This is a genomic window from Streptomyces sp. NPDC051987, assembly GCF_040680735.1.
Lineage (GTDB): Bacteria > Actinomycetota > Actinomycetes > Streptomycetales > Streptomycetaceae > Streptomyces.
Genome location: NZ_JBFAXI010000024.1, coordinates 14,916 through 33,716 on the forward strand (window position 1 = coordinate 14,916; position 18,801 = coordinate 33,716).

15 protein-coding genes are annotated in these 18,801 nt (G+C 74.1%); 5 read left to right on the forward strand and 10 right to left on the reverse strand.

The genetic code is table 11. From position 1 onward, the window contains the following. Positions 1–7: 7 nt before the first annotated feature. The 7 genes from AB0M11_RS15540 to AB0M11_RS15570 form a co-directional block, all read right to left on the reverse strand. Positions 8–1,267, reverse strand: coding sequence for a cytochrome P450 (locus tag AB0M11_RS15540; protein ID WP_365705471.1), 1,260 nt, complete (start codon positions 1,265–1,267; stop codon positions 8–10). Continuing rightward, positions 1,264–2,328 (reverse strand): type III polyketide synthase, encoded by a 1,065-nt coding sequence (locus tag AB0M11_RS15545; RefSeq protein WP_365705473.1) that lies wholly within the window; start codon positions 2,326–2,328, stop codon positions 1,264–1,266. Before AB0M11_RS15545 ends, AB0M11_RS15540 begins: the two co-directional genes overlap by 4 nt. A 529-nt stretch (positions 2,329–2,857) precedes the next feature. Next, positions 2,858–3,088 carry a DUF6213 family protein gene (locus AB0M11_RS15550; RefSeq protein WP_365705475.1) on the reverse strand — a complete coding sequence of 77 codons (231 nt, stop codon included), beginning with the start codon at positions 3,086–3,088 and terminating at the stop codon, positions 2,858–2,860. A gap of 25 nt (positions 3,089–3,113) precedes the next feature. Then, positions 3,114–4,499, reverse strand: a complete 1,386-nt coding sequence (locus tag AB0M11_RS15555) for an NADP-dependent succinic semialdehyde dehydrogenase (RefSeq protein WP_365705477.1) — start codon at positions 4,497–4,499, stop codon at positions 3,114–3,116. 75 nt (positions 4,500–4,574) lie between these two features. Continuing rightward, positions 4,575–5,042, reverse strand: a complete 468-nt coding sequence (locus tag AB0M11_RS15560; RefSeq protein WP_365705479.1) for an NUDIX domain-containing protein — start codon at positions 5,040–5,042, stop codon at positions 4,575–4,577. After that, positions 5,039–6,577 (reverse strand): ATP-dependent DNA ligase, encoded by a 1,539-nt coding sequence (locus tag AB0M11_RS15565; RefSeq protein WP_365705481.1) that lies wholly within the window; start codon positions 6,575–6,577, stop codon positions 5,039–5,041. Before AB0M11_RS15565 ends, AB0M11_RS15560 begins: the two co-directional genes overlap by 4 nt. Before the next feature lie 57 nt (positions 6,578–6,634). Beyond that, positions 6,635–8,131 (reverse strand): N,N-dimethylformamidase beta subunit family domain-containing protein, encoded by a 1,497-nt coding sequence (locus AB0M11_RS15570; protein ID WP_365705612.1) that lies wholly within the window; start codon positions 8,129–8,131, stop codon positions 6,635–6,637. A gap of 226 nt (positions 8,132–8,357) precedes the next feature. Here AB0M11_RS15570 and AB0M11_RS15575 point away from each other — a divergent pair, with 226 nt between their 5' ends. The 5 genes from AB0M11_RS15575 (at position 8,358) to AB0M11_RS15595 (ending at position 12,725) form a co-directional block, all read left to right on the forward strand. Further along, complete coding sequence (locus AB0M11_RS15575; RefSeq protein ID WP_365705483.1) at positions 8,358–8,930, forward strand: XRE family transcriptional regulator; 573 nt, start codon at positions 8,358–8,360, stop codon at positions 8,928–8,930. A gap of 109 nt (positions 8,931–9,039) precedes the next feature. After that, positions 9,040–10,008 (forward strand): NADPH:quinone oxidoreductase family protein, encoded by a 969-nt coding sequence (locus AB0M11_RS15580; protein WP_365705485.1) that lies wholly within the window; start codon positions 9,040–9,042, stop codon positions 10,006–10,008. Further along, the gene (locus tag AB0M11_RS15585) at positions 10,005–11,222 is read left to right on the forward strand and encodes an acyl-CoA dehydrogenase family protein (RefSeq protein ID WP_365705487.1); all 1,218 of its coding nucleotides are present in this window, start codon (positions 10,005–10,007) and stop codon (positions 11,220–11,222) included. The genes AB0M11_RS15580 and AB0M11_RS15585 overlap by 4 nt, the downstream gene beginning before the upstream one ends. Further along, complete coding sequence (locus tag AB0M11_RS15590) at positions 11,219–12,301, forward strand: acyl-CoA dehydrogenase family protein (protein ID WP_365705489.1); 1,083 nt, start codon at positions 11,219–11,221, stop codon at positions 12,299–12,301. Before AB0M11_RS15585 ends, AB0M11_RS15590 begins: the two co-directional genes overlap by 4 nt. 229 nt (positions 12,302–12,530) lie before the next feature. Beyond that, a complete protein-coding gene (locus tag AB0M11_RS15595; protein ID WP_365705491.1) occupies positions 12,531–12,725 on the forward strand; it encodes a hypothetical protein in 195 nt (64 codons plus the stop codon). Positions 12,726–12,734: 9 nt separating this feature from the next. On the opposite strand, the gene AB0M11_RS15600 is transcribed toward AB0M11_RS15595, so the two are convergent. The 3 genes from AB0M11_RS15600 to AB0M11_RS15610 all read right to left on the reverse strand — a co-directional run bounded on the left by AB0M11_RS15600 (position 12,735) and on the right by AB0M11_RS15610 (position 18,782). Beyond that, complete coding sequence (locus AB0M11_RS15600; RefSeq protein WP_365705493.1) at positions 12,735–13,976, reverse strand: phosphodiester glycosidase family protein; 1,242 nt, start codon at positions 13,974–13,976, stop codon at positions 12,735–12,737. A gap of 73 nt (positions 13,977–14,049) precedes the next feature. Further along, positions 14,050–14,418: a DUF779 domain-containing protein gene (locus AB0M11_RS15605; RefSeq protein WP_365705495.1), complete on the reverse strand. Its 369-nt coding sequence runs from the start codon at positions 14,416–14,418 to the stop codon at positions 14,050–14,052. A gap of 80 nt (positions 14,419–14,498) precedes the next feature. Further along, positions 14,499–18,782: a cation-translocating P-type ATPase gene (locus AB0M11_RS15610; RefSeq protein ID WP_365705497.1), complete on the reverse strand. Its 4,284-nt coding sequence runs from the start codon at positions 18,780–18,782 to the stop codon at positions 14,499–14,501. Positions 18,783–18,801 lie beyond the last annotated feature (19 nt).

Consider the following 18,801-nt stretch of genomic DNA (forward strand, 5'->3'; position numbering starts at 1 on the left):
GGGCCGCTCACCACGTCACCGGAAGTGCCTCGGGTCCCCGGATCAACGCGCCCTTTCTGAAGGGGACCTGCTCCGGGGGAACCGCGAGCCGCAGGCCGGGCAGCCGGTCGAGAAGGGCGTCGACCAGCAGCTCCTCCTCCAGCCTGGCGAGCTGGCCGCCGGGGCAGTAGTGCGGGCCGAAGCCGAAGGCGACGTGCGGGTTGGGGCTGCGGGAGAAGTCGATCGTCTCCGGGTCCGGGAAGACCTCCGGGTCCCGGTTGGCCGCCAGGTAGGAGACGTAGACCGGATCGCCCGCGCGGATCCGTACGCCCCTGACCTCCACGTCCCGCAGGGCGATCCGGGACAGCCCGACCGCGCTGCGGTGCGGGATGTAGCGCAGGAGCTCGTCGATCGCCCGGGGGCGGATCGCCGGCTCGGTGCGCAGCCGGTCGAGCAGGTCGGGGCGGGTCAGCAGCAGGTAGAACATCTGCCCGCTGTTGTTGGTGACCGCCTCGCCGCCGATCTGGAGGAGGACGGCGAGACCGACGGCCTCCTCCAGCGTGACCTCGCCGCGGCCCACCGCGGCGCCCAGCAGCGAGCAGACGTCGTCGCCCGCGCTGTTCTCCCGCAGCCCGACGAGATCGGCGAAGTAGGCTGCCATCTCGCGCTTGGCCTTCTCGCTGACCTCCTTGCCGTGCGAGGAGGACAGGATCAGCTGGGTCCAGAGGTGCATGGCGTGCCGGTCGGCGGCCGGCACACCCATCACCTCGCAGATCACCGCGATGGGGAACGGGCTCAGGACCGCCGCCGTGAGATCGGCGGGCGGTCCGTCCTGGACGAGCTCGTCGACGATCTCGTCCAGCATCAGGCGGGCCCTGGCCCGGACCCGCTCCACGCCCTTGCTGGTGAGCGCGGGGGCCACCGAGCGGCGCAGCCGCGTGTGGTCGGGCGGGTCCAGGAAGCCGACCGCGCCGCGGTCCGGGATGAAGTGCGGGGCGAGCCGGGTGACCGGCTGTTCCAGCACCGCCTCCCGGCTGAACCGGGGGTCGTTGGCCACCATCCGTACGTCGTCGTACCGGGTGACCAGCCACGCCCAGGCCTCGCCGTTGGGCAGCTGGATCCGGGTGACCGGACCCTCCCGCATCAGCTCGGCCAGGGTGGGGTCGAAATCCACCCCCGTCAGGTCCGGCACCTCCCAGTGCCGGACCGGACAGACGGCCTCGCCGAGCGCCTCGCCGGATGCCTCGTCGGCGGGGTCGAGCGGTTCCGTGAGCGTCATCTCGGTCATGCCGCCTTCCCGTCCGCACGCCGCCAGCGACCCAGCGACATCTCCGCGGTGATGCCGGGACCGAACCCGGCCAGCAGGCCGCGCGCCTGGTGCTCGGCACCGCCCTCGTCGAACATGCGGCGTAGCGCGTCCAGCACGACGGCGCTGGCGATGTTGCCGTACTCGGTCAGCGTGGACCGGCTGAACCGGAACGCGTGCGGGTCGACCCGGAGGAACTTGCTCAGGTCGTCCAGGATGCGCGGCCCGCCCGCGTGGACTATGTAGAAGTCCAGGTCGGACGCGTCCCAGCCGTGCAGCCCCGCCAGGTCCTGGAGGGCCGGCGCGAGCGGCTCCATGGTCGCCGGGACCCGCTTGTCCAGCAGGAAGTGGAACCCGGTGGCCCGCACGTCGTACATGATCCACTCCTCGGTCTTCGGGATCAGGTACGAGCCGTTGCGTTCGAGTTGGACGCCCGTGCCGCCCTTGCCGCGGACCACGGCGGCGGCGATGCCGTCACCGAAGAGGCCGTTGGAGAGCAGCGAGCCGACGCCGAGGTCGGTCGGCTGGTAGCACAGCGAGCAGAACTCGCAGGCCACGATGAGGGCGTTGGCGTCCGGGTACGCCGAGCAGAAGTCGTGCGCCCGGTTGATCGCCGCTCCGCCGGCCGCGCAGCCGAGCTGTGCGATGGGAAGCTGGCGGGTGGTGGAGTCGAAGTCCATCTCGTTGATCAGCCACGCCGTGAGCGAGGGCATCATGAAGCCCGTGCACGAGACGTAGATGATCACGTCGATGTCGGTGGTGAGCAGTTCGGCGTCGTCGAGCGCCCGCTGGATGACGGCAGGGACCCGGGCCTTGGCCTCGGCCTCGTAGAGCTTGTTGCGCTCCTCGAAGCCGGGGTGCTTCAGGGTTTCCTCGATCGGCTGCACGATGTGCCGGGTGCGAACGCCCGTGTTCTCGATCAGTCTCAGCGCCAGTGGCAGCTGCGGGTGGTTCTCGTGGTGGGAGCGCGCCAGTTCGAGCGTCTCCTCCATCGTGATCACGTACTCCGGGACCGACACTGAGGGTTTGCACAAAGTCGCCATGAACCGTGCCTGCTTTCAGCCTTCCGGCGGGTGGTGGCCCGACCGGTCAGAGAGGTGGTTCACCTCAGGAGGTGGTTCCCTCACGATCACCCGGGAGGGCGACGATCTCTCGCCGGACTACTCCGAACCGGTGACCCGGTGTCAGGGGCCGAGCACCGCAGAGGTAGCCGCACGAGGCGTGCGCGCGGGCCGGCGCGGCTCCGGAAAAGGCCGAGAAAGCGCAGGTCGGAAGGGGTGTCGGACGCGACAGCCTATCCGTGGGTTCTGTGGGCCGGGCGAGTGGGGACCCAGTCGCCGCCCTCGCGCTGGAACAACACCGGTGGATCTCCGCCGACCGGCGCGCGTTCCTGCATCTGGCGCAGCCCGTCACCGGGCCGGCGACGGCCGGGTTCCTCGCTGTGCCGGCCGAGGGCGAGGAACCGGCGGCAGAGCGGCTGGGCGCTCTCGACGCGGAGTGCGGTGGCACGTACCTGGGGGCGCGGGGAACCGCGCGACCGGCCCCGACGCACCCGCACCCGCCGAACGCCCGCTACTGCCCGCTGCTGTGGGCGATGCAGGCCACGTCGATCCGGTCAGCCAGCTTGGCCAGTTCGATGGTCAGAGCAGCCACCGTGTCCTCGTCCAGCCCGCCCTCGTCGGCCTCCACCAGACGCAGCCACCGAGCCCCCAGCGTCCGCAACAACTTACTCACGTCGGCCGCGGCCACCTGCAAGGTCCCGCGGTCGTCGACGATCAGAGGCAGGGTCACTTCGCGGTTCACACCCGCGATCGTAGTCGTGCGGCCCTCACGCACCCTGCCAAACCGTGGTGATGTTGCAGAACTCCCGGATTCCGTGCCCGGACAGCTCACGGCCGTAGCCGGACCGCTTCACCCCGCCGAAGGGGAACGCCGGGTGGGAGGCGGTCATGCCGTTGACGAACACGCCGCCGGCCTCCAGGTCCCGTACGAACCGGTCCACCTCGGCGTCGTCGCGCGTCCACACGTTCGAACTCAGCCCGAAGGGCGAGTCGTTGGCGATGAGGACCGCCTCGTCCAGGTCGCCCGCCCGGTAGAGCGTGGCCACCGGGCCGAACGCCTCCTCGCGGTGGATGCGCATGTCGCGGTGGATCCCCGCGAGCACGGTCGGCGGGTAGTACCAGCCGGGCCCGTCCGGCCGCTGCCCGCCGCACAGCACCTCGGCACCCGACCGCTTCGCGTCCTCGACCAGCTCCTCCAGGTCCGTGCGCCCCTGCTCGCTGGCGAGCGGCCCGACGTCCGTCTCCTCGTCCATCGGGTCGCCCGTCCGCAGCGCGGCCATGCCCGCCACGAACTTCTCGGCGAACGCGTCGTAGACGTCCGTGTGCACGATGAACCGCTTCGCGGCGATGCACGACTGACCGTTGTTCTGCACCCGCGCCGTCACCGCGATCCGCGCGGCCCGGTCGATGTCCGCCGAGGGCATCACCACGTACGGGTCGCTGCCGCCCAGTTCCAGGACCGTCTTCTTGATCATCTCGCCGGCCGTGGCGGCGACCGCGCGGCCCGCGGGCTCGCTGCCGGTGAGCGTCGCCGCCTTCACCCGCTCGTCGCGCAGGACGTCGTCGACCGCGCCGGAGCCGATCAGCAGGGTCTGGAAGCAGCCCTCGGTGAAACCGGCCCGGTGGAACAGGTCCTCCAGGTACAGGGCGGTCTGCGGGACGTTGGACGCGTGTTTGAGCAGGCCCACGTTGCCGGCCATCAGCGCGGGCGCGGCGAAGCGGACCACCTGCCAGAGCGGGAAGTTCCACGGCATCACGGCGAGCACCGGCCCCATCGGCCGGTAGCGCACCCGCACCCGGGACGCGCCCGAGTCCTTCACGTCCGTCTCCGCGGGTTCCTCGTCGGCCAGCAGTTCCTCCGCGTGGTCGGCGTACCAGTGCATCGCCTTCGCGCACTTGGCGGCCTCCGCGCGGGCCTGCTTGACCGGCTTGCCCATCTCGGTGGTCATGGTGCGGGCGATGTCGTCCCGGTCCGCGTCCAGCAGGTCGGCGGCGGCGTGCAGCAGCCGGGCGCGTTCCGCGAAGGTGCTCGTGCGGTACGTGCGGAACGTGGCCTCGGCGAGTTCGAGCCGGCGTTCGAGCTCGTCCTCGTCCATGGCCTCGAACGTTTCGAGCGTCTCGCCGTTCGCCGGGTTGACCGTCGCGATGGGCATGGCTGACCTCCCTGGGAGCGGGCTTGCTACGACCTTCGCGCGCGGCCCCGGGGACCGCAACGCGTGGGCGTCTGCTCAGCCCGAGTGCTCCGCCAGCCGGTCGAGAAACGCGGCCTGGGCCGTGATGATCACCTCACGGGCCCGGTCGGGGGTCAGCCAGGCCACCCGGTCCAGCTCCGGGAACTCCTGGATCCGGCCCGATCTCGGCGGCCACTCCATCACGAAGGTGCCGGGGGCGATCGTGGCCGGGTCCAGGTCGGCCTCGATCGCCCACGCCGTCACGATCTTGCCGTTGGTCTGCCGGACCTCGCCCAGGTCGATCGCCTCGCCGTCCGGCGGCGGCAGCCCGAGCTCCTCCTGGAACTCCCGCCGGGCCGCCTCCCAGGCCGGCTCGGCGGGCTCGTACTCGCCCTTGGGGACGGTCCAGGCGCCCGCGTCCTTCTTCGCGAAGTACGGCCCGCCCATATGGCCGAGCAACACCTCAAGGCCCTCACCGGTATGCCGGAACAACAGCAGTCCCGCGCTTCGCCTCGGCTCCGTCAACGCCGTACCTCCGGGTGGGCGGCCAGCAGGGACTCCACCGTATCGGCCTCCTCGGGCCGTTTGTCCTCGCGGTAGCGGACCACCCGGGCGAAGCGCAGGGTGACCCCGGCCGGGTAGCGGGTCGACCGCTGCAGGCCGTCGTAGGCGATCTCCACGACGAGTTCGGGGCGCACGGTCACCACCCAGCCGTTGTCCGAGACCTCCAGCTCCTTGAGCCGGGCGGTCTGCCACTGAAGCATCGCGTCGGTCATGCCCTTGAACGTCTTGCCGAGCATGGCGAAGCCGCCGTCCGGGGTGCGGGCGCCCAGGTGGAGGTTGGAGAGCCTGCCGGTGCGGCGGCCGTGGCCCCATTCGGCGGCGAGGACGACCAGGTCGAGGGTGTGGACGGGCTTGACCTTCAGCCAGGAGGCGCCCCGGCGGCCGGCGCTGTAGGGGGCGTCCAGGGCCTTGACGACCACGCCCTCGTGGCCGCGGTCCAGGGCGGCCGCGAGGAATCCCTCGGCGGCCGGCGTCTCCTCCGGTCCGGACACCAGCGTCCGGCGCACCCGCATCGGCTCGGGGACCAGCCCGGCCAGCCGCGCGTGCCGTTCGGCGAAGGGGAGGTCGAGCAGGTCGTGGTCGCCGACCGAGAGCGCGTCGAAGAAGACGGGAGAGACCGGGACCTCCCGCGCGGCCTTCGCCACGTCCGTCCGGGAGCCGACCCGGCCCGCCGTCTCCTGGAAGGAGCGGGGCCGCCCGTCCGCGTCGAAGGAGATCACCTCGCCGTCGAGGACGAACCGGTCGCCGCCCAGCTCACGGGCGGCGGAGGTCACCTCGGGGAGGCGGTCGGTGATGTCGTCGAGCGTGCGGGTGAAGACCCGGACGGTATCTCCGTCCCGGTGGACCTGGACCCGGATGCCGTCCAGCTTCTCCTCGACCGCGCAGCCGCCCAGCTTCGCCACCGCCTCGGCGACCGAGGCGGCGGAGTGCGCCAGCATGGGCAGCACCGGGCGGCCGACGGTGAGCCGGAACCGGTCCAGGGCCGGCGGGCCGTCCGCCAGCAGTGCCTGGGCCACCGTCTGCAGGGACCCGGCGAGCATCACCGCCCGGCGGACGGCGGCCGGATCCGCGCCGGTCGCCTGCGCGAGCCCTTCGGCGGCGACCGCGTCCAGGGCGCCCTGCCGCACCTCCCCGGTGATCAGCCCGAGCAGGAAGCGCTGCTCGTCCGCCGTCGCCGCGCCCATCAACTCGCCCACTATCCTGGTCCGTTCGGCCTGCGAACCGGTCCCGGAGACCTTGCCGAGCTCGCTCAGCCGGGCGTCGACCTCGCGCACCGTGAGAGACGGCTCGCCGGCCGGCGGCACGGTCCTGCCCAGCACCTTCCAGCCGACGCCGAGGCGGCCCTGCGGGAGCCGGCCGGCCAGGTAGGGGATGACCACGGGCACGTCGTCGGGTTCCGTCTCGCGGAAGAGCTCGGCGAGCAGCCCGGTCTTGCGGGACCTGGCCGCGGTGGCGGCGATCTCCCGGGACACGTCGGCGAGCCGGGTCAGCAGCATGCACTCATGGTGCTCCGGATCCGGCCCCGCGACACCCCGACGGCCCCCGCGTCGGGTTCATGCCGAGGCGGACCCGTACACCTGCCGGGTGTTGGGGCGCGGTGCCGGGCGGTGCCGGGCCGCCGGGCCCTCGGCGAAGGCGCGCAGCAGGTTCTCGGTGGTGCGGGTCACGAAGGAGCGGGTGGCGGCGTCCATGCCGTGGTGCCGGCTGCCGTCGCCGGTGGCCGCCATCAGGGCCTCCACCCAGCGCATGGTGCCGGTCGCGAAGACCCCGGCGCCGCCGGGCACCGTGTAGTAGGCCGAGTCGCTGTGACTGCGCCGGCCGGTGCACACCAGGGGCGAGTGGGCCGTGATCTCCAGCGGGCCGGGAGCGGCCGTGCCGGGCACGACACGGTCGTACTCGACGCCCACGAGGTGGGCGAAGCCCTCGCCGGGACGGACCCCGGTGCCCTCGTACAGCCAGTGGTCCGCCGCCGTGACGACATAGGGCGCGTCCACCGGATAGCCCTCGTAGAGCACCCCGGTGAGCGAGGACTCCGGGTCGGCGCCGGGGGCGGCCCGGAAGTCGGTGGTGACCAGGGCGGGCCGGGCGGGGAAGCAGGGATCGGCGGCGTACGCGGACTTGTAGCAGACGACCGTGCGGCCGGGGCCGGTGTCCGAGGCCTCCACGCGGATCCGCCGGAAACAGGTGTTGGCGCCGAGGAAGGCGATGTTGGTCCCGGCGTCCCGGGCGTCCGTGACGTGCCGGCGCTGCTCGGGCGTCCAGTACTCGTCGTGGCCCAGGCAGACCACGGCGGCGGCCCCGGCCAGCACTCCCGGGTCGGTGTGCACGTCCGTCCCCGTGGTGTAGGCCAGCGGTATGCCCACCCGCTCGGCCAGCACGACCGCCGCCCGCTCGTACACCAGGAACTTCTCCGCGCCGTTCTGGTCGTAGGGCCGGTCGAAGGTGACGGCCAGCGAGCGTCCGGCGTAGCTGCCGTCGGAGCCGGCGTAGAGGCTGAGGCCGCCCCACCTGTTGTACGCCTGCCAGGTCGCCGGGGCGTGCATCAGGACGGTACGGCCCGTGCCCCGGGTGGAGCGCACGATCAGCGGGACGTACCGCTGGTGGCCGCTCTCGGCCTCCAGGCGCAGCAGATACGCGCCCTCCGGCCAGCCGGTCGTGTCCACGGTGAGCGTGCGCCGCCAGCCGGCCCGCACGGTGCGGGTGCCGGAGAGGATCCCGGGGGCCTGCTGGGCGCGGCCCGGTACGCGCGGCGAGAGCCAGACGCGGCGGGCCTGCTTCCCGCCGTACCAGCCGACGCGCAGCGCCGAGACGCGGAAAGCGGCGGCCGTGGTGGAGACGGCCAGCCCGAACTCCTCGCCCGGTGTCACGCTCACCCGGTCGGCGTAGCCGGCGATCGCGTCCGGCGTGCCGAGCGACCCGGTGCGCCAGTCGTCGGTCCCCGGGCGCCCGCGCTCCGCCTCCGGCAGGTGCGGATCGAAGGCGCCGGACCGGCCGGCCGGCGGTCCCGGATCGCAGGCGGCGGCCGCGCCCGCCCCGACGCCCGCGCACATCCCGAGGAACCGTCTGCGCGGAGGTCCGGACGCGGGCACCGGCGAGGTTCCCTCGCGCCGCTGAGCGTTCACGTGGCCTCCCTGGACCCGGGGCGTCCGTGCGGTCCCGGCAGCACCGGTCGCCGACCGGGCACGCCCCGGCGACCGTAACCCGCGCGGTCCGGCACCGCACCCCCGAGATCCTGCCGGATTGACAAACCCGGTTGCCGAAACTGCAATGCCTGCCATGACTACCGACGACGTCCTCGCCGGGGTGGGGCCCCGGTTGCGCCGGATCCGCAAGGAGCGGGAGGTCACCCTCGCCGCCCTCGCCGAGACCACCGGCATCTCGGTCAGCACCCTCTCCCGGCTGGAGTCCGGGCTGCGCAGGCCCAGCCTGGAGCTGCTGCTGCCGATCGCCCAGGCCCACCAGGTGCCCCTGGACGAGCTGGTCGGCGCCCCGTCGGCCGCCGATCCCCGGGTGCGCGCCAAGCCGATGGAACGCCACGGCCGCACCTTCCTCCCGCTCACCCGGCAGCCCGGCGGCCTGCAGGCCTTCAAGGTGGTCGAACGGCAGCGGCTGCTCGAACCCGAACCGCGCAGCCATGAGGGCTACGAGTGGCTGTACGTGCTGTCCGGACGGCTCCGGCTGGTCCTCGGGGAGCACGACGTCGTCCTCGGGCCGGGCGAGGCGGCGGAGTTCGACACGCGGGTGCCGCACTGGTTCGGGTCGACGGGGGAGGGGCCGGTGGAGTTCCTCAGCCTGTTCGGGCCGCAGGGGGAGCGGATGCATGTGCGGGCCCGGCCCAAGCGGACGTGACGAATCCGGCGTTCCGCCGGAAGGCTGTTCCCCTGCGGCAAGCGACCGCTTAGTATGCGATGGACCCCGGTCAGACGACGCAGTCGACGCAGTCCCGTGGAGGCACCGCATGCAGGCATGGCAAGTGCACGAGAACGGCGAGCCGAGCGAGGTGATGCGGCTCCAGGAGGTGGAGCGGCCCACGCCCGGCGACGGCCAGGTGCTGCTCAGGGTGCGTGCCGCCAACATCAACTTCCCGGACGTCCTGATGTGCCGCGGTCACTACCAGGTGCGCCCGCCGCTGCCGTTCACCCCGGGCGTGGAGATCTGCGGCGAGACCGAGGACGGGCGCCGGGTGATCGCCAACCCGGTGCTGCCGTACGGCGGTTTCGCCGAGTACGCGGTCGCGGACGCCGCCGGGCTGCTGCCCGCGCCGGAGGCGCTGGACGACGCCGAGGCCGCCGCGCTGCACATCGGCTACCAGACGGGCTGGTTCGGACTGCACCGCCGGGCGGCCCTCCAGCCCGGCGAGACCCTGCTCGTGCACGCCGCCGCAGGCGGCGTCGGCAGCGCGGCCGTCCAGCTCGGCAAGGCGGCCGGGGCCACGGTGATCGGCGTGGTCGGCGGCGCCGGCAAGGCAGCCGTGGCCCGCGCGCTGGGCTGTGACGTCGTTGTCGACCGGCGCGCCGAGGACGTCGTCGCCGCTGTCAAGGAGGCCACCGGCGGACGGGGGGCCGACGTGATCTACGACCCGGTCGGCGGCGAGGCCTACACCCAGTCGACCAAGGTCGTCGCCTTCGAGGGCCGGATCGTCGTCGTCGGCTTCGCCGGCGGCACCATTCCCAGCCCGGCGCTCAACCACGCCCTGGTGAAGAACTACTCCATCCTGGGCCTTCACTGGGGCCTGTACGCCACCAAGAACCCCGGGCTGATCCTGGACTGCCACCGGCAGCTCACCGAGCTGGCCGCCAAGGGGGCCATCAAGCCCCTGGTGAGCGAGCGGGTGCCGCTGTCCGAGGCCGCGGCGGCCGTGCAGCGGGTCGGCGACGGCGTCACCACCGGCCGGGTCACCGTCGTACCGGAAGGAGCCGCGGCATGACCGACGCCGACGAACTGACGCGCCGCACCGCCGAGTTCCTGGCCGCCCATCCGGTGGACGGCACCGACAGACTCGCCTTCCTCAGGGCCCGCTTCGACGCCGGCCTGGCCTGGGTGCACTACCCGGAGGGCCTCGGCGGCCTCGGCGCCCCGCGCTCCCTCCAGGCGGTCGTGGACGCCGAGCTGGAGGCCGCCGGCGCCCCCGACAACGACTCCCGCCGCAACGGCATCGGGCTCGGCATGGCCGCGCCCACCATCCTCAAGTACGGCACGGAGGAGCAGAAGCAGCGCTACCTGCGGCCGCTGTGGACCGGGGAGGAGGTCTGGTGCCAGCTCTTCAGCGAGCCCGGGGCCGGCTCCGACCTGGCGGCGCTCGGCACCCGGGCGGTCCGGGAGGATGGGGGTACCTCCCGCTCGAGCGAAGCCGAGAGTGGGGGAGACTGGGTGGTCAACGGGCAGAAGGTGTGGACCTCCGGCGCGCACAACGCCCGCTGGGCCATCCTCATCGCCCGCACCGACCCGGACGTGCCCAAGCACGCGGGCATCACCTACTTCATCTGCGACATGACCGACCCCGGCGTCGACGTCCGTCCGCTGCGGCAGATCACCGGCGAGGCCGAGTTCAACGAGGTCTTCCTCACCGACGTCCGCATCCCCGACTCCCGCCGCCTCGGCGCGATCGGCGACGGGTGGCGGGTCGCCCAGACCACGCTGAACAACGAGCGCGTCGCCATCGGCGGCATGCGGCTGCCCCGCGAGGGCGGCATGATCGGCCCGGTCGCGAAGACCTGGCGCGAACGCCCCGAGCTGCGCACCCACGACCTGCACCAGCGGCTGCTGAAGCTGTGGGTCGAGTCCGAGGTCGCCCGCCTCACCGCCGAGCGCCTGCGCCAGCAGCTCGCCGCCGGTCAGCCCGGCCCCGAGGGCGCCGGCATGAAGCTGGCCTTCGCCCGCCTCAACCAGGAGATCAGCGGCCTGGAGGTCGAACTCCGCGGCGAGGAGGGCCTGCTGTACGACGACTGGACCCTGCGCCGCCCCGAACTGGTGGACTTCACCGGCCGGGACACCGGCTACCGCTACCTCCGCGCCAAGGGCAACAGCATCGAGGGCGGGACCAGCGAGGTCCTGCTGAACATCGTCGCCGAGCGGGTCCTCGGCCTGCCGGCCGAGCCGCGCACCGACAAGGACGTCGCATGGAAGGACCTCGCCCGATGAGCGCACAGCCCGACCTGCTGTACTCGGAGGAGGAAGAGGCGCTGCGGGCCGCGGTCCGGGACCTGCTCGCCGACCACTGCGACGCGCCGGGCGTGATCGCCCGCACCGAGTCCGGCACCCCGCACGACGCGGCCGCCTGGAAGGCGCTCACCGAAGGCATGGGGCTCGCCGGGCTGCTGGTACCGGAGGAGCTGGGCGGCCAGGGCGCCTCGCACCGCGAAGTCGCCGTCGTCCTGGAGGAGTTGGGGCGAGCGGTGGCGCCCGTGCCCTATCTGTCCAGTGCGGTGGTGGCGACCGAGGCGCTGCTGGCTTGCGGCGACGGGCAGTTGCTCGGGAAGCTGGCGTCCGGGCGGACGGTCGGGGCGCTGGCGGTGGGGCTGCACGTCGCTCCCGGCGGCGCGTTCCGGACCGTACGCGTCGAGGACGGCCGGCTGAGCGGTGAGCTGACCGGGATCGCGGACGCGGTCGCCGCGGACGTGCTGCTGGTGCCCGGGGACGACGGCGGGCTGTACGCGGTGGAGGCGGGCGCCGTCGCCGTCACCCCGCAGGTGTCCTTCGACCTGACCCGGCCGCTCGCCACGGTGACCCTCGACGGGGCGGCGGGACGGCGCGTGGGCGACGCGGAGCCCGCGGTACGGCGGGCGCTGCGGGCCGGGGCCGGGCTGCTGGCCTCCGAGCAGTTCGGGGTCGCCGAGTGGGCGTTGACCGAGACCGTGCGGTACCTCAAGGAGCGCAAGCAGTTCAACCGGCCGGTGGGCGGGTTCCAGGCGCTCAAGCACCGGCTGGCGCAACTGTGGCTGGAGGTCGTGAGTCTGCGGGCCGCCGCGCGGGGCGCCGCCGACGCGTTGGCCTCCGGCGGGGACGCCGACGTGGTGGTGGCCGTGGCGGCGGCCTACGCGGGGCCGGTCGCCGTGCACGCCGCCGAGGAGGCGCTGCAGTTGCATGCGGGGATCGGGATGACCTGGGAACATCCGATTCACCTTTACCTGAAGCGGGCGAAGGCTGACTCGATCGCCTTCGGTACGGCGGGGGCGCATCGGGAGGCCCTGGGCGAACTGGTTGACTTGCAGGCGCCGTGAGCCAGCGGATTCGGGTGCGGGTGTGTGGGGGCTGATCGCGCAGTTCCTCCCCCAGCCTTCGGCCGGGGGCCCCAGCGCACCTTCGGGGCGCCTGGAGGCCTTCCTGGACGCCCGTGCGGGGCCGTGACACCACTCGAACGGGGGTCGTGTCAACCGCACGGGCCCGCCTTCCGCTACGCCACACTTGCGGCCGAACGCCCCGAAACGGGCGTGGCGGAGGAGGTTCGCGATGGCCGTTTCCATCTCTGTGGTGCTGCTGCTCCTGTTCCTGGCCGTGCTCTTCATGCGGCAGTGCGGGCTGAAGCTCTCGCACGCCCTGGTCTGCATGGTGCTCGGTTTCTGTCTGGCCGGCACCAGCATGGGGCCGACCATCAGCGGCGGGCTCACCGCGACCGCGGACCTGGTCGGCAGTCTGAAGCCCTGAGCCGGCCGGTCAGGGCCCGAAGAAGACGCCGATCCCGTTCGCCACGGCGCGTTCCGGGCTGTCGGTCGGGTGGTTGAGCACGCTCACCGTCTTCGCTCCCGCGGTGCGGGCCACCATCGTGGTGGAGCCGCCGCCGTCCAGGCTGAACGCGTCGACCGCCCCCAACCGGCGCATCTCGGCGGCGACTTCGGCGATGGTCAGGCCGCTGCGGTAGGCCACCGCGCCGTCCAGCGCCAGCAGCAGCAGTCTGCGGCCGCCGCTCGCGTAGCCCACGGCCGTGCGCACGGCCGAGGTGGTGTCGTTCAGCCCGGCCGGCGGCTCGCCGCCGCGCAGCACCGGGTAGCCGCCGACCGCGAAGCGGTACCGGATCCAGCCGGCGGACGCCGTCACGCGCTCGCGCACCGAGACCCGTTCGCCCTTGGTGAGGGCACGCAGCCGGTCCGCGCCCGCCTCCCGGCCCAGCAGGACGGTCGTACCCGCGGCGATCGGGCCGCTGCCCGGGGAGGCCGAGGTGGCGACCACCCGGCCCGCCCGGATGCGCACCTCGTAGGTGTCCGTGCTGCACCCGGCGGCCCGGTCGGTGTCCGAGCCGCAGGTGGCGCGCTTGCGGGAGGCCGCGCCCCAGGAGGTGGTGTAGGCGCCGACGGATCCCTGCGCCAGCGCGTACTGGTTGAGCCCGCGCAGCGCGAGGGTGGCGTCGGGAGTGCGGACCGTGCCGGAGAGCGTCAGCCGGCCGAGCCGGGCCCGGCGGTCCACGCCGACCCCGAAGACGTCGGTGGTGTCGGCGCTGGGCGGCAGCGAGGGGCCGAACCGCTGGGCCGTGGGCACCGCCGCCTTGAGCACCCGGCCGTGCGCGATCGCCGGGCCGACGCTCGCGCCGGTCGCCGCCACCCCCGGGTGCTGGGTCTCGGTGATGTCGAAGAAGTCGCCGTTCACGCCCGCGACCGCGCCCGCCGCGTCCGCCATCGCGGACACCGGCGACCGCGCGGCCACCGCGCCCGGGGTGAGCAGGTCCACGTGGACGCGTGGGTCGCTCAGGTCGACGGTCAGCAGGTGGACGTGGACCGTGCCCTTGGCCGCCGGGAGGTCGAACTGCCGGTAGGCGACACCGGACGCGATCCGTACGGCGCCCGGCACGGCACCGGCCGGTGCCGCCCCCGCGAGGGCCGCACCGGCCAGTAAAGCGGACGTGGTGATGACCGTGGACAGCGTTCGGGCCGTCGCCGCGAGCCGTCTCCGGCGATGCGTCACCGCTCCTCCTGATGTCGAGTCGAGTAGCTCAGGACTCAGGAAGTGCAGCAGACACGGGTGGCCGGCGGGGCGGCTAGCCGTCGACTACGCGAGAACGGGTGAGGAAACGCACCCCCTCGGGTGCTTCCAGGGAGAAACCGCTCCCTCGTCCGGGTACCACGTCCACGATCAGCCGGGTGTGGCTCCACACCTCGTACTGACTGCGGGACATCCAGAAGGTGACCGGCTGTTCGACCCCGTCCACCGCCAGCTCCGCCAGCAGGACGTCCGAACCGCCGGTACGGAACTCGCCGTCCGGATAGCACATGGGCGCGCTGCCGTCGCAGCAGCCGCCGGACTGGTGGAACATCAGCGGGCCGTGTTCGGCGTGCAGCCGGCGCACCAGTTCGGCGGCGCGCGGGGTGAGTTCGACGCGGGGCGGCGTCGCTGTCGGGTCGGCCATGGTCGCCCTCCCGGGGCCGGGGCGTCGGACCCCCTCAGTCTCACGCCCCGGCGCGGCCGCGTCCAGCAGCTGACGCCGGTTCACCCGCCGCCCGCGGGACGCGGCACCAGGTTCGCGACCGTACGCTCCACGAGGGGCAGCGCACGCTGGCCCAGGACGGCCGCGGCGATCGACGCGGCCACCGCGGTCAGGGCGAACGGGCCCAGCGGGGTGCAGCCGAAGAAGTGGCTGACTCCCGGTGTCTCGATCACCGCGACCAGGGCGGCGGCCGAGCCGAGCGAGGCCAGGCGGACCAACCCGCTGTCCCGGCGGTCCAGCAGCGTCTGGATCAGCTGGGTGCCGACCACCGCGGTCAGCGCCATCGTGCTGGAGCGGCGGGCCGTGCCGGGCGTGCAGCGGCCGACGAGCCAGGCCATGAGCGCGCCCGCGCTGGTCGTCAGGGCGCGGTGCCGGATCTGCCGGAGCAGGGGCGCGCCGAGCACGGCCGACGCCGACCCGGGATCCGACCGCGTTGCCGGCGCCTTCGGCGTGACCGCCACCGCCATCGCCGGGAACAGGTCGGTGAAGAGGTTGACCAGCAGCATCTGACGGGTGGACAGCGGGGCGCTGCGGGACAGCAGGGTGCCGAGGATGCCGAAGCCGATCTCGCCCGCGTTGCCGCCGATCAGGATGGCGACGGCGTCCGCGACGCTGTGCCACAGCGATCGGCCCTCCTGGACGGCGTCGACCAGCACCGTCAGGTCGTCGTCGGTGAGCACCAGGTCGGCGGCGTTGCGGGCGGCGGCGGAGCCGCGGGCGCTGATGCCCACGCCGATGTCGGCGGCGCGGATCGCCGCCGCGTCGTTGGCGCCGTCGCCGACCATGCCGACCACCCGCCCCGCGTCCCGCAGCGCCTCGACCACCTGCAGTTTCTGCTCCGGTGCCACGCGGGCGACGACACCCGCGTCGCGGAGCATCCGGGCCCTGCCCGTCCGGTCGGCGGCGGCCAGCTCGTCGCCGGTCACCACGACCGTGTCCGCGGGCCAGCCCAGCTCGGTGGCGATCGACCGGGCGGTCTGCGGGTGGTCGCCGGTGAGCATCACCGGCCGTATGCCCTCCTCGTGGAGGCCGCGCACCAGCGCGTCGGCGGTCTCCCGCGGTGCGTCCGCGAAGCCGAGCAGGCCGAGGAACTCCAGCTGCTCCAGAGGTTGTTCGAGAAGGTTCGGCGCGGTCTCGGGGGCGCCCACGCGGCGCTGGGCGACGGCCAGGACCCGCAGTCCTTCGGCGGCCAGCGCCTGTGCCGTGCGCGAGGCGTGCCGGCCGACGCCGGAGCAGGCGGGCAGCACGATCTCCGGGGCGCCCTTCACCACCAGCAGGGGAGCTTCCCCGCCGGACCGGCCGACGGCGGCGGCGTAGCCGCGTGCCGCGCCGAACGCGAGCTCCTGCGACTGCTCCCAGTCGGGGTCGGGCGCCGCCGCGTCCAGGACCGCCGCGTCCGTCGCGTGCTCCGGCGGTCCGTCGCCGTCGTCGAGCTGAGGGCAGGCACGGGCCGCCGCCCGCAGGATGCCGGCGGCCGCCGCCTCGTCCGGGGCGTGGCTCTCCCCGTCGGCGTCGGCCACCCGCACCAGGCGCAGGGTGTTCTCGGTGAGCGTGCCGGTCTTGTCGAAGCAGATGGTGTCCATCCGGCCGAGCGCCTCCAGTGCACGGGGCGCCCGGACCAGCACCCCGGCCCGGCTCAGCCGCCGGGCGGCGGCCAGTTGGGCCACCGTCGCCACCAGCGGCAGCCCCTCCGGTACGGCGGCCACGCCGACGGCCACGCCGCCGCTCACCGCCTCCCGGATCGGGGTTCCGCGCAACAGGGCGAGGCCGGTGATCGCGGCGCCGCCGCCGAGGGTCAACGGCAGGGCCTTCGCGGTGAGTTCGTGCAGCCGCGCCTGCACCCCGGCGGCCGGGGGCGTGCGCGCCGCGAGGTGCACGGCGCGGGCTGCCTCGGTGCGCTCACCGGTGTCCACCACGACCGCCCGTGCGTGACCCGCGGCCACCGTCGTGCCCTCGAAGACCATGGAGTGCCGGTCCGCCACCGGCACGTGCGGGGTGGCCGCGGTGTGCTTCTCGGTCGGCACCGACTCCCCGGTCAGCGCGGACTCGTCGACCTCCAGACCGTCCTCGGACAGCACCCGGGCGTCGGCCGGCACCACGTCGTCCGTGTGCAGGTCGATCACGTCGCCGGGCGCCAGGCGTGCCGCGTCCACGGTGTGCGTCTCCGGCTCCTCGGCGGAGTCGGCCACCCTGGCCTGCCGCTTCTGCTCGGCGAGCAGACCGGACACGGCCTGTTCGGCCCGCAGCCGCTGGATCCCGCCGATCAGGGCGTTGAGGTCGAGGGCGCCGACCACCAGCAGGGCGTCCACGGCCGAGCCGACGATCGCGGACGCGGCCGAGCCGACGGCGAGCACCGGGGTCAGCGGATCGTCCAGTTCACTCCGTACCGCCCTGGCGAGCCGTCGCGTCCAGCGCACCGGTGTGAGCAGTCTGCTCCGTGCCGGCTCGGCCTGCTCCTCCCGCTCCGCCTCCGCGGAGGTGCCGCTCTCCCGTTCGTGCTCCAGCCGCTCCAGGGTCTCCCGCGGCCCGAGTTCATGCCAGTGCACCCGCGCCCTGGGCTGCGGTGTGTCGGCCTTTGCCACCCGCAGGGCGGCCCAGGTGCCGGACAGCAGCGCGGCCGCGGCGGCGCCGTCCACGGGTGCGTGCCGCAGGCCGGGCAGCGCGAGCCGGCCGCCGCCGCGCCGGCCCTGCGACTCGCCCACGGCCACCAGGAGACCGGAGAGCGCGGCGCCCGACCGGGCCAGGGTCTGCGAGCGCCGGCCCACCCGGCGTGCGGCCGGTATCGCGGTCAGCAGCCGCCACACGTCGGGCAGCCCGTGCAGGGCGAGGGCGTCGGCGCTCCAGACGACCGCGCTGCCGCCGTCGGTGAGCGCGAGCGCGATGTCCCCGGCGAGCAGCCCGGCCAGTACCCCGTTGTCCCGGCCCGACCACAGCCGGGCCACCGTGATCACCGCGCCCGCGTCCTCGGGCAGGGAGCACACGATGTCGTCCAGCGGACGCCGGGCGTCCACCACCTGGTCGGCGAGGCCGGTGAAGTCCTCCAGTGCCGGGTCGTCCACCAGCACCACCCGCAGCCCGGCGCGCCGGGCCGCGTCCAGCACCGGCTCCGTCCAGGGATCGGGATCCCCGTCCGCGGTGGTGACCGCGCTGGGATGCAGCACGACCGTGCCGGCCAGCTCCAGCTCGCGCAGCCGCTCCGGATCGCGGACCAGCAGCCCCGACCGGGCCAGGACGGCGCCGAGCACCGCTTCGAAGGCGGTCGGCCCGTACCGGGCGGCCTTGGGGGAGGCCGCGAGCACGGCCTCCGCCGCCTCGGTGACGTCGTGCTTGACCAGCAGGGTGGCCGCCGCGCCCAGCGCACTGCCGGCGAAGGTGTGCGTGGCGTACTCCTGGGCCGGGGTGGTGCGCAGCGGCGGACGCGGAGGGCCGCCGCCCCCGACGCTCGGCCGGTCCCGGGCGCACAGCTCGTCGTGGAAGAACTCGAACGCGGCCGCCCGCGCCATGGTGTCGGCCAGCTGGCAGCCGCGCAGTGCCCCGTCGAGCAGCAGCGCGGCGGGGGTCTGCCCGGCCCCGTGGGCCGCCGCGTTGGCGCAGGTCAGCAGCAGGTCCATGGCGTCGGCGCCCAGGTGGGCACGGATCGCGCCGCGGACGCGGGGGTTCTCCCTGAGCACCGTCACCACCGCGGTGACGGCTCGCGGCGACGGCGGCAGCCGCAGGGAGTACGCGGCGAAACCGATCCCGGCGCCCGCCAGGTCGGCGGCGAGGGTCGCCAGGGCCGCCCGGATGCCCTTCGGGTCGGCCGGATGCGTGACCTCCTCGGCGGCGTCGGTGTCCACGACGAGACCGTGCCGGGTGGCGAGGTCGGCCGCGTGCGCCAGGACCTGGTCCGTGGCCGTCTCCTCGGCGGCGGCCACCACCAGGCGGCCGAGGCCCTCGTCCCAGTAGGCGAACAGTACGTCGGGGTGCTCGGCCAGCGCCTCGGCGACATGCCCGGCGATCCGCCGCACACCGCCCGCGGCTGGGGCCTGTCCGGTGTCGGCGGGCCGCAGGGCGAGGTGGGCGCGGGCCCCGGACCGCCACTGCCGTCCGTCGCCCGCCAGCGCGTTGCGGGCCGCCCGGGTCATCCGGGCGGCCGTGTCCAGACTCCTGACGCCGGCCCGCGCGGTGCCGGCGGCCGCCCCCGCGACCGCTCCGACTCCCGGCGCGGCCGCGCGCGCCAGCAGCCGGGGCGCCTCGGACAGCACCCGCGCGGCACGGGACGGCACCGTCGGCAATCCGAGCGCCATCGTCCGTCACCCCCGGCCC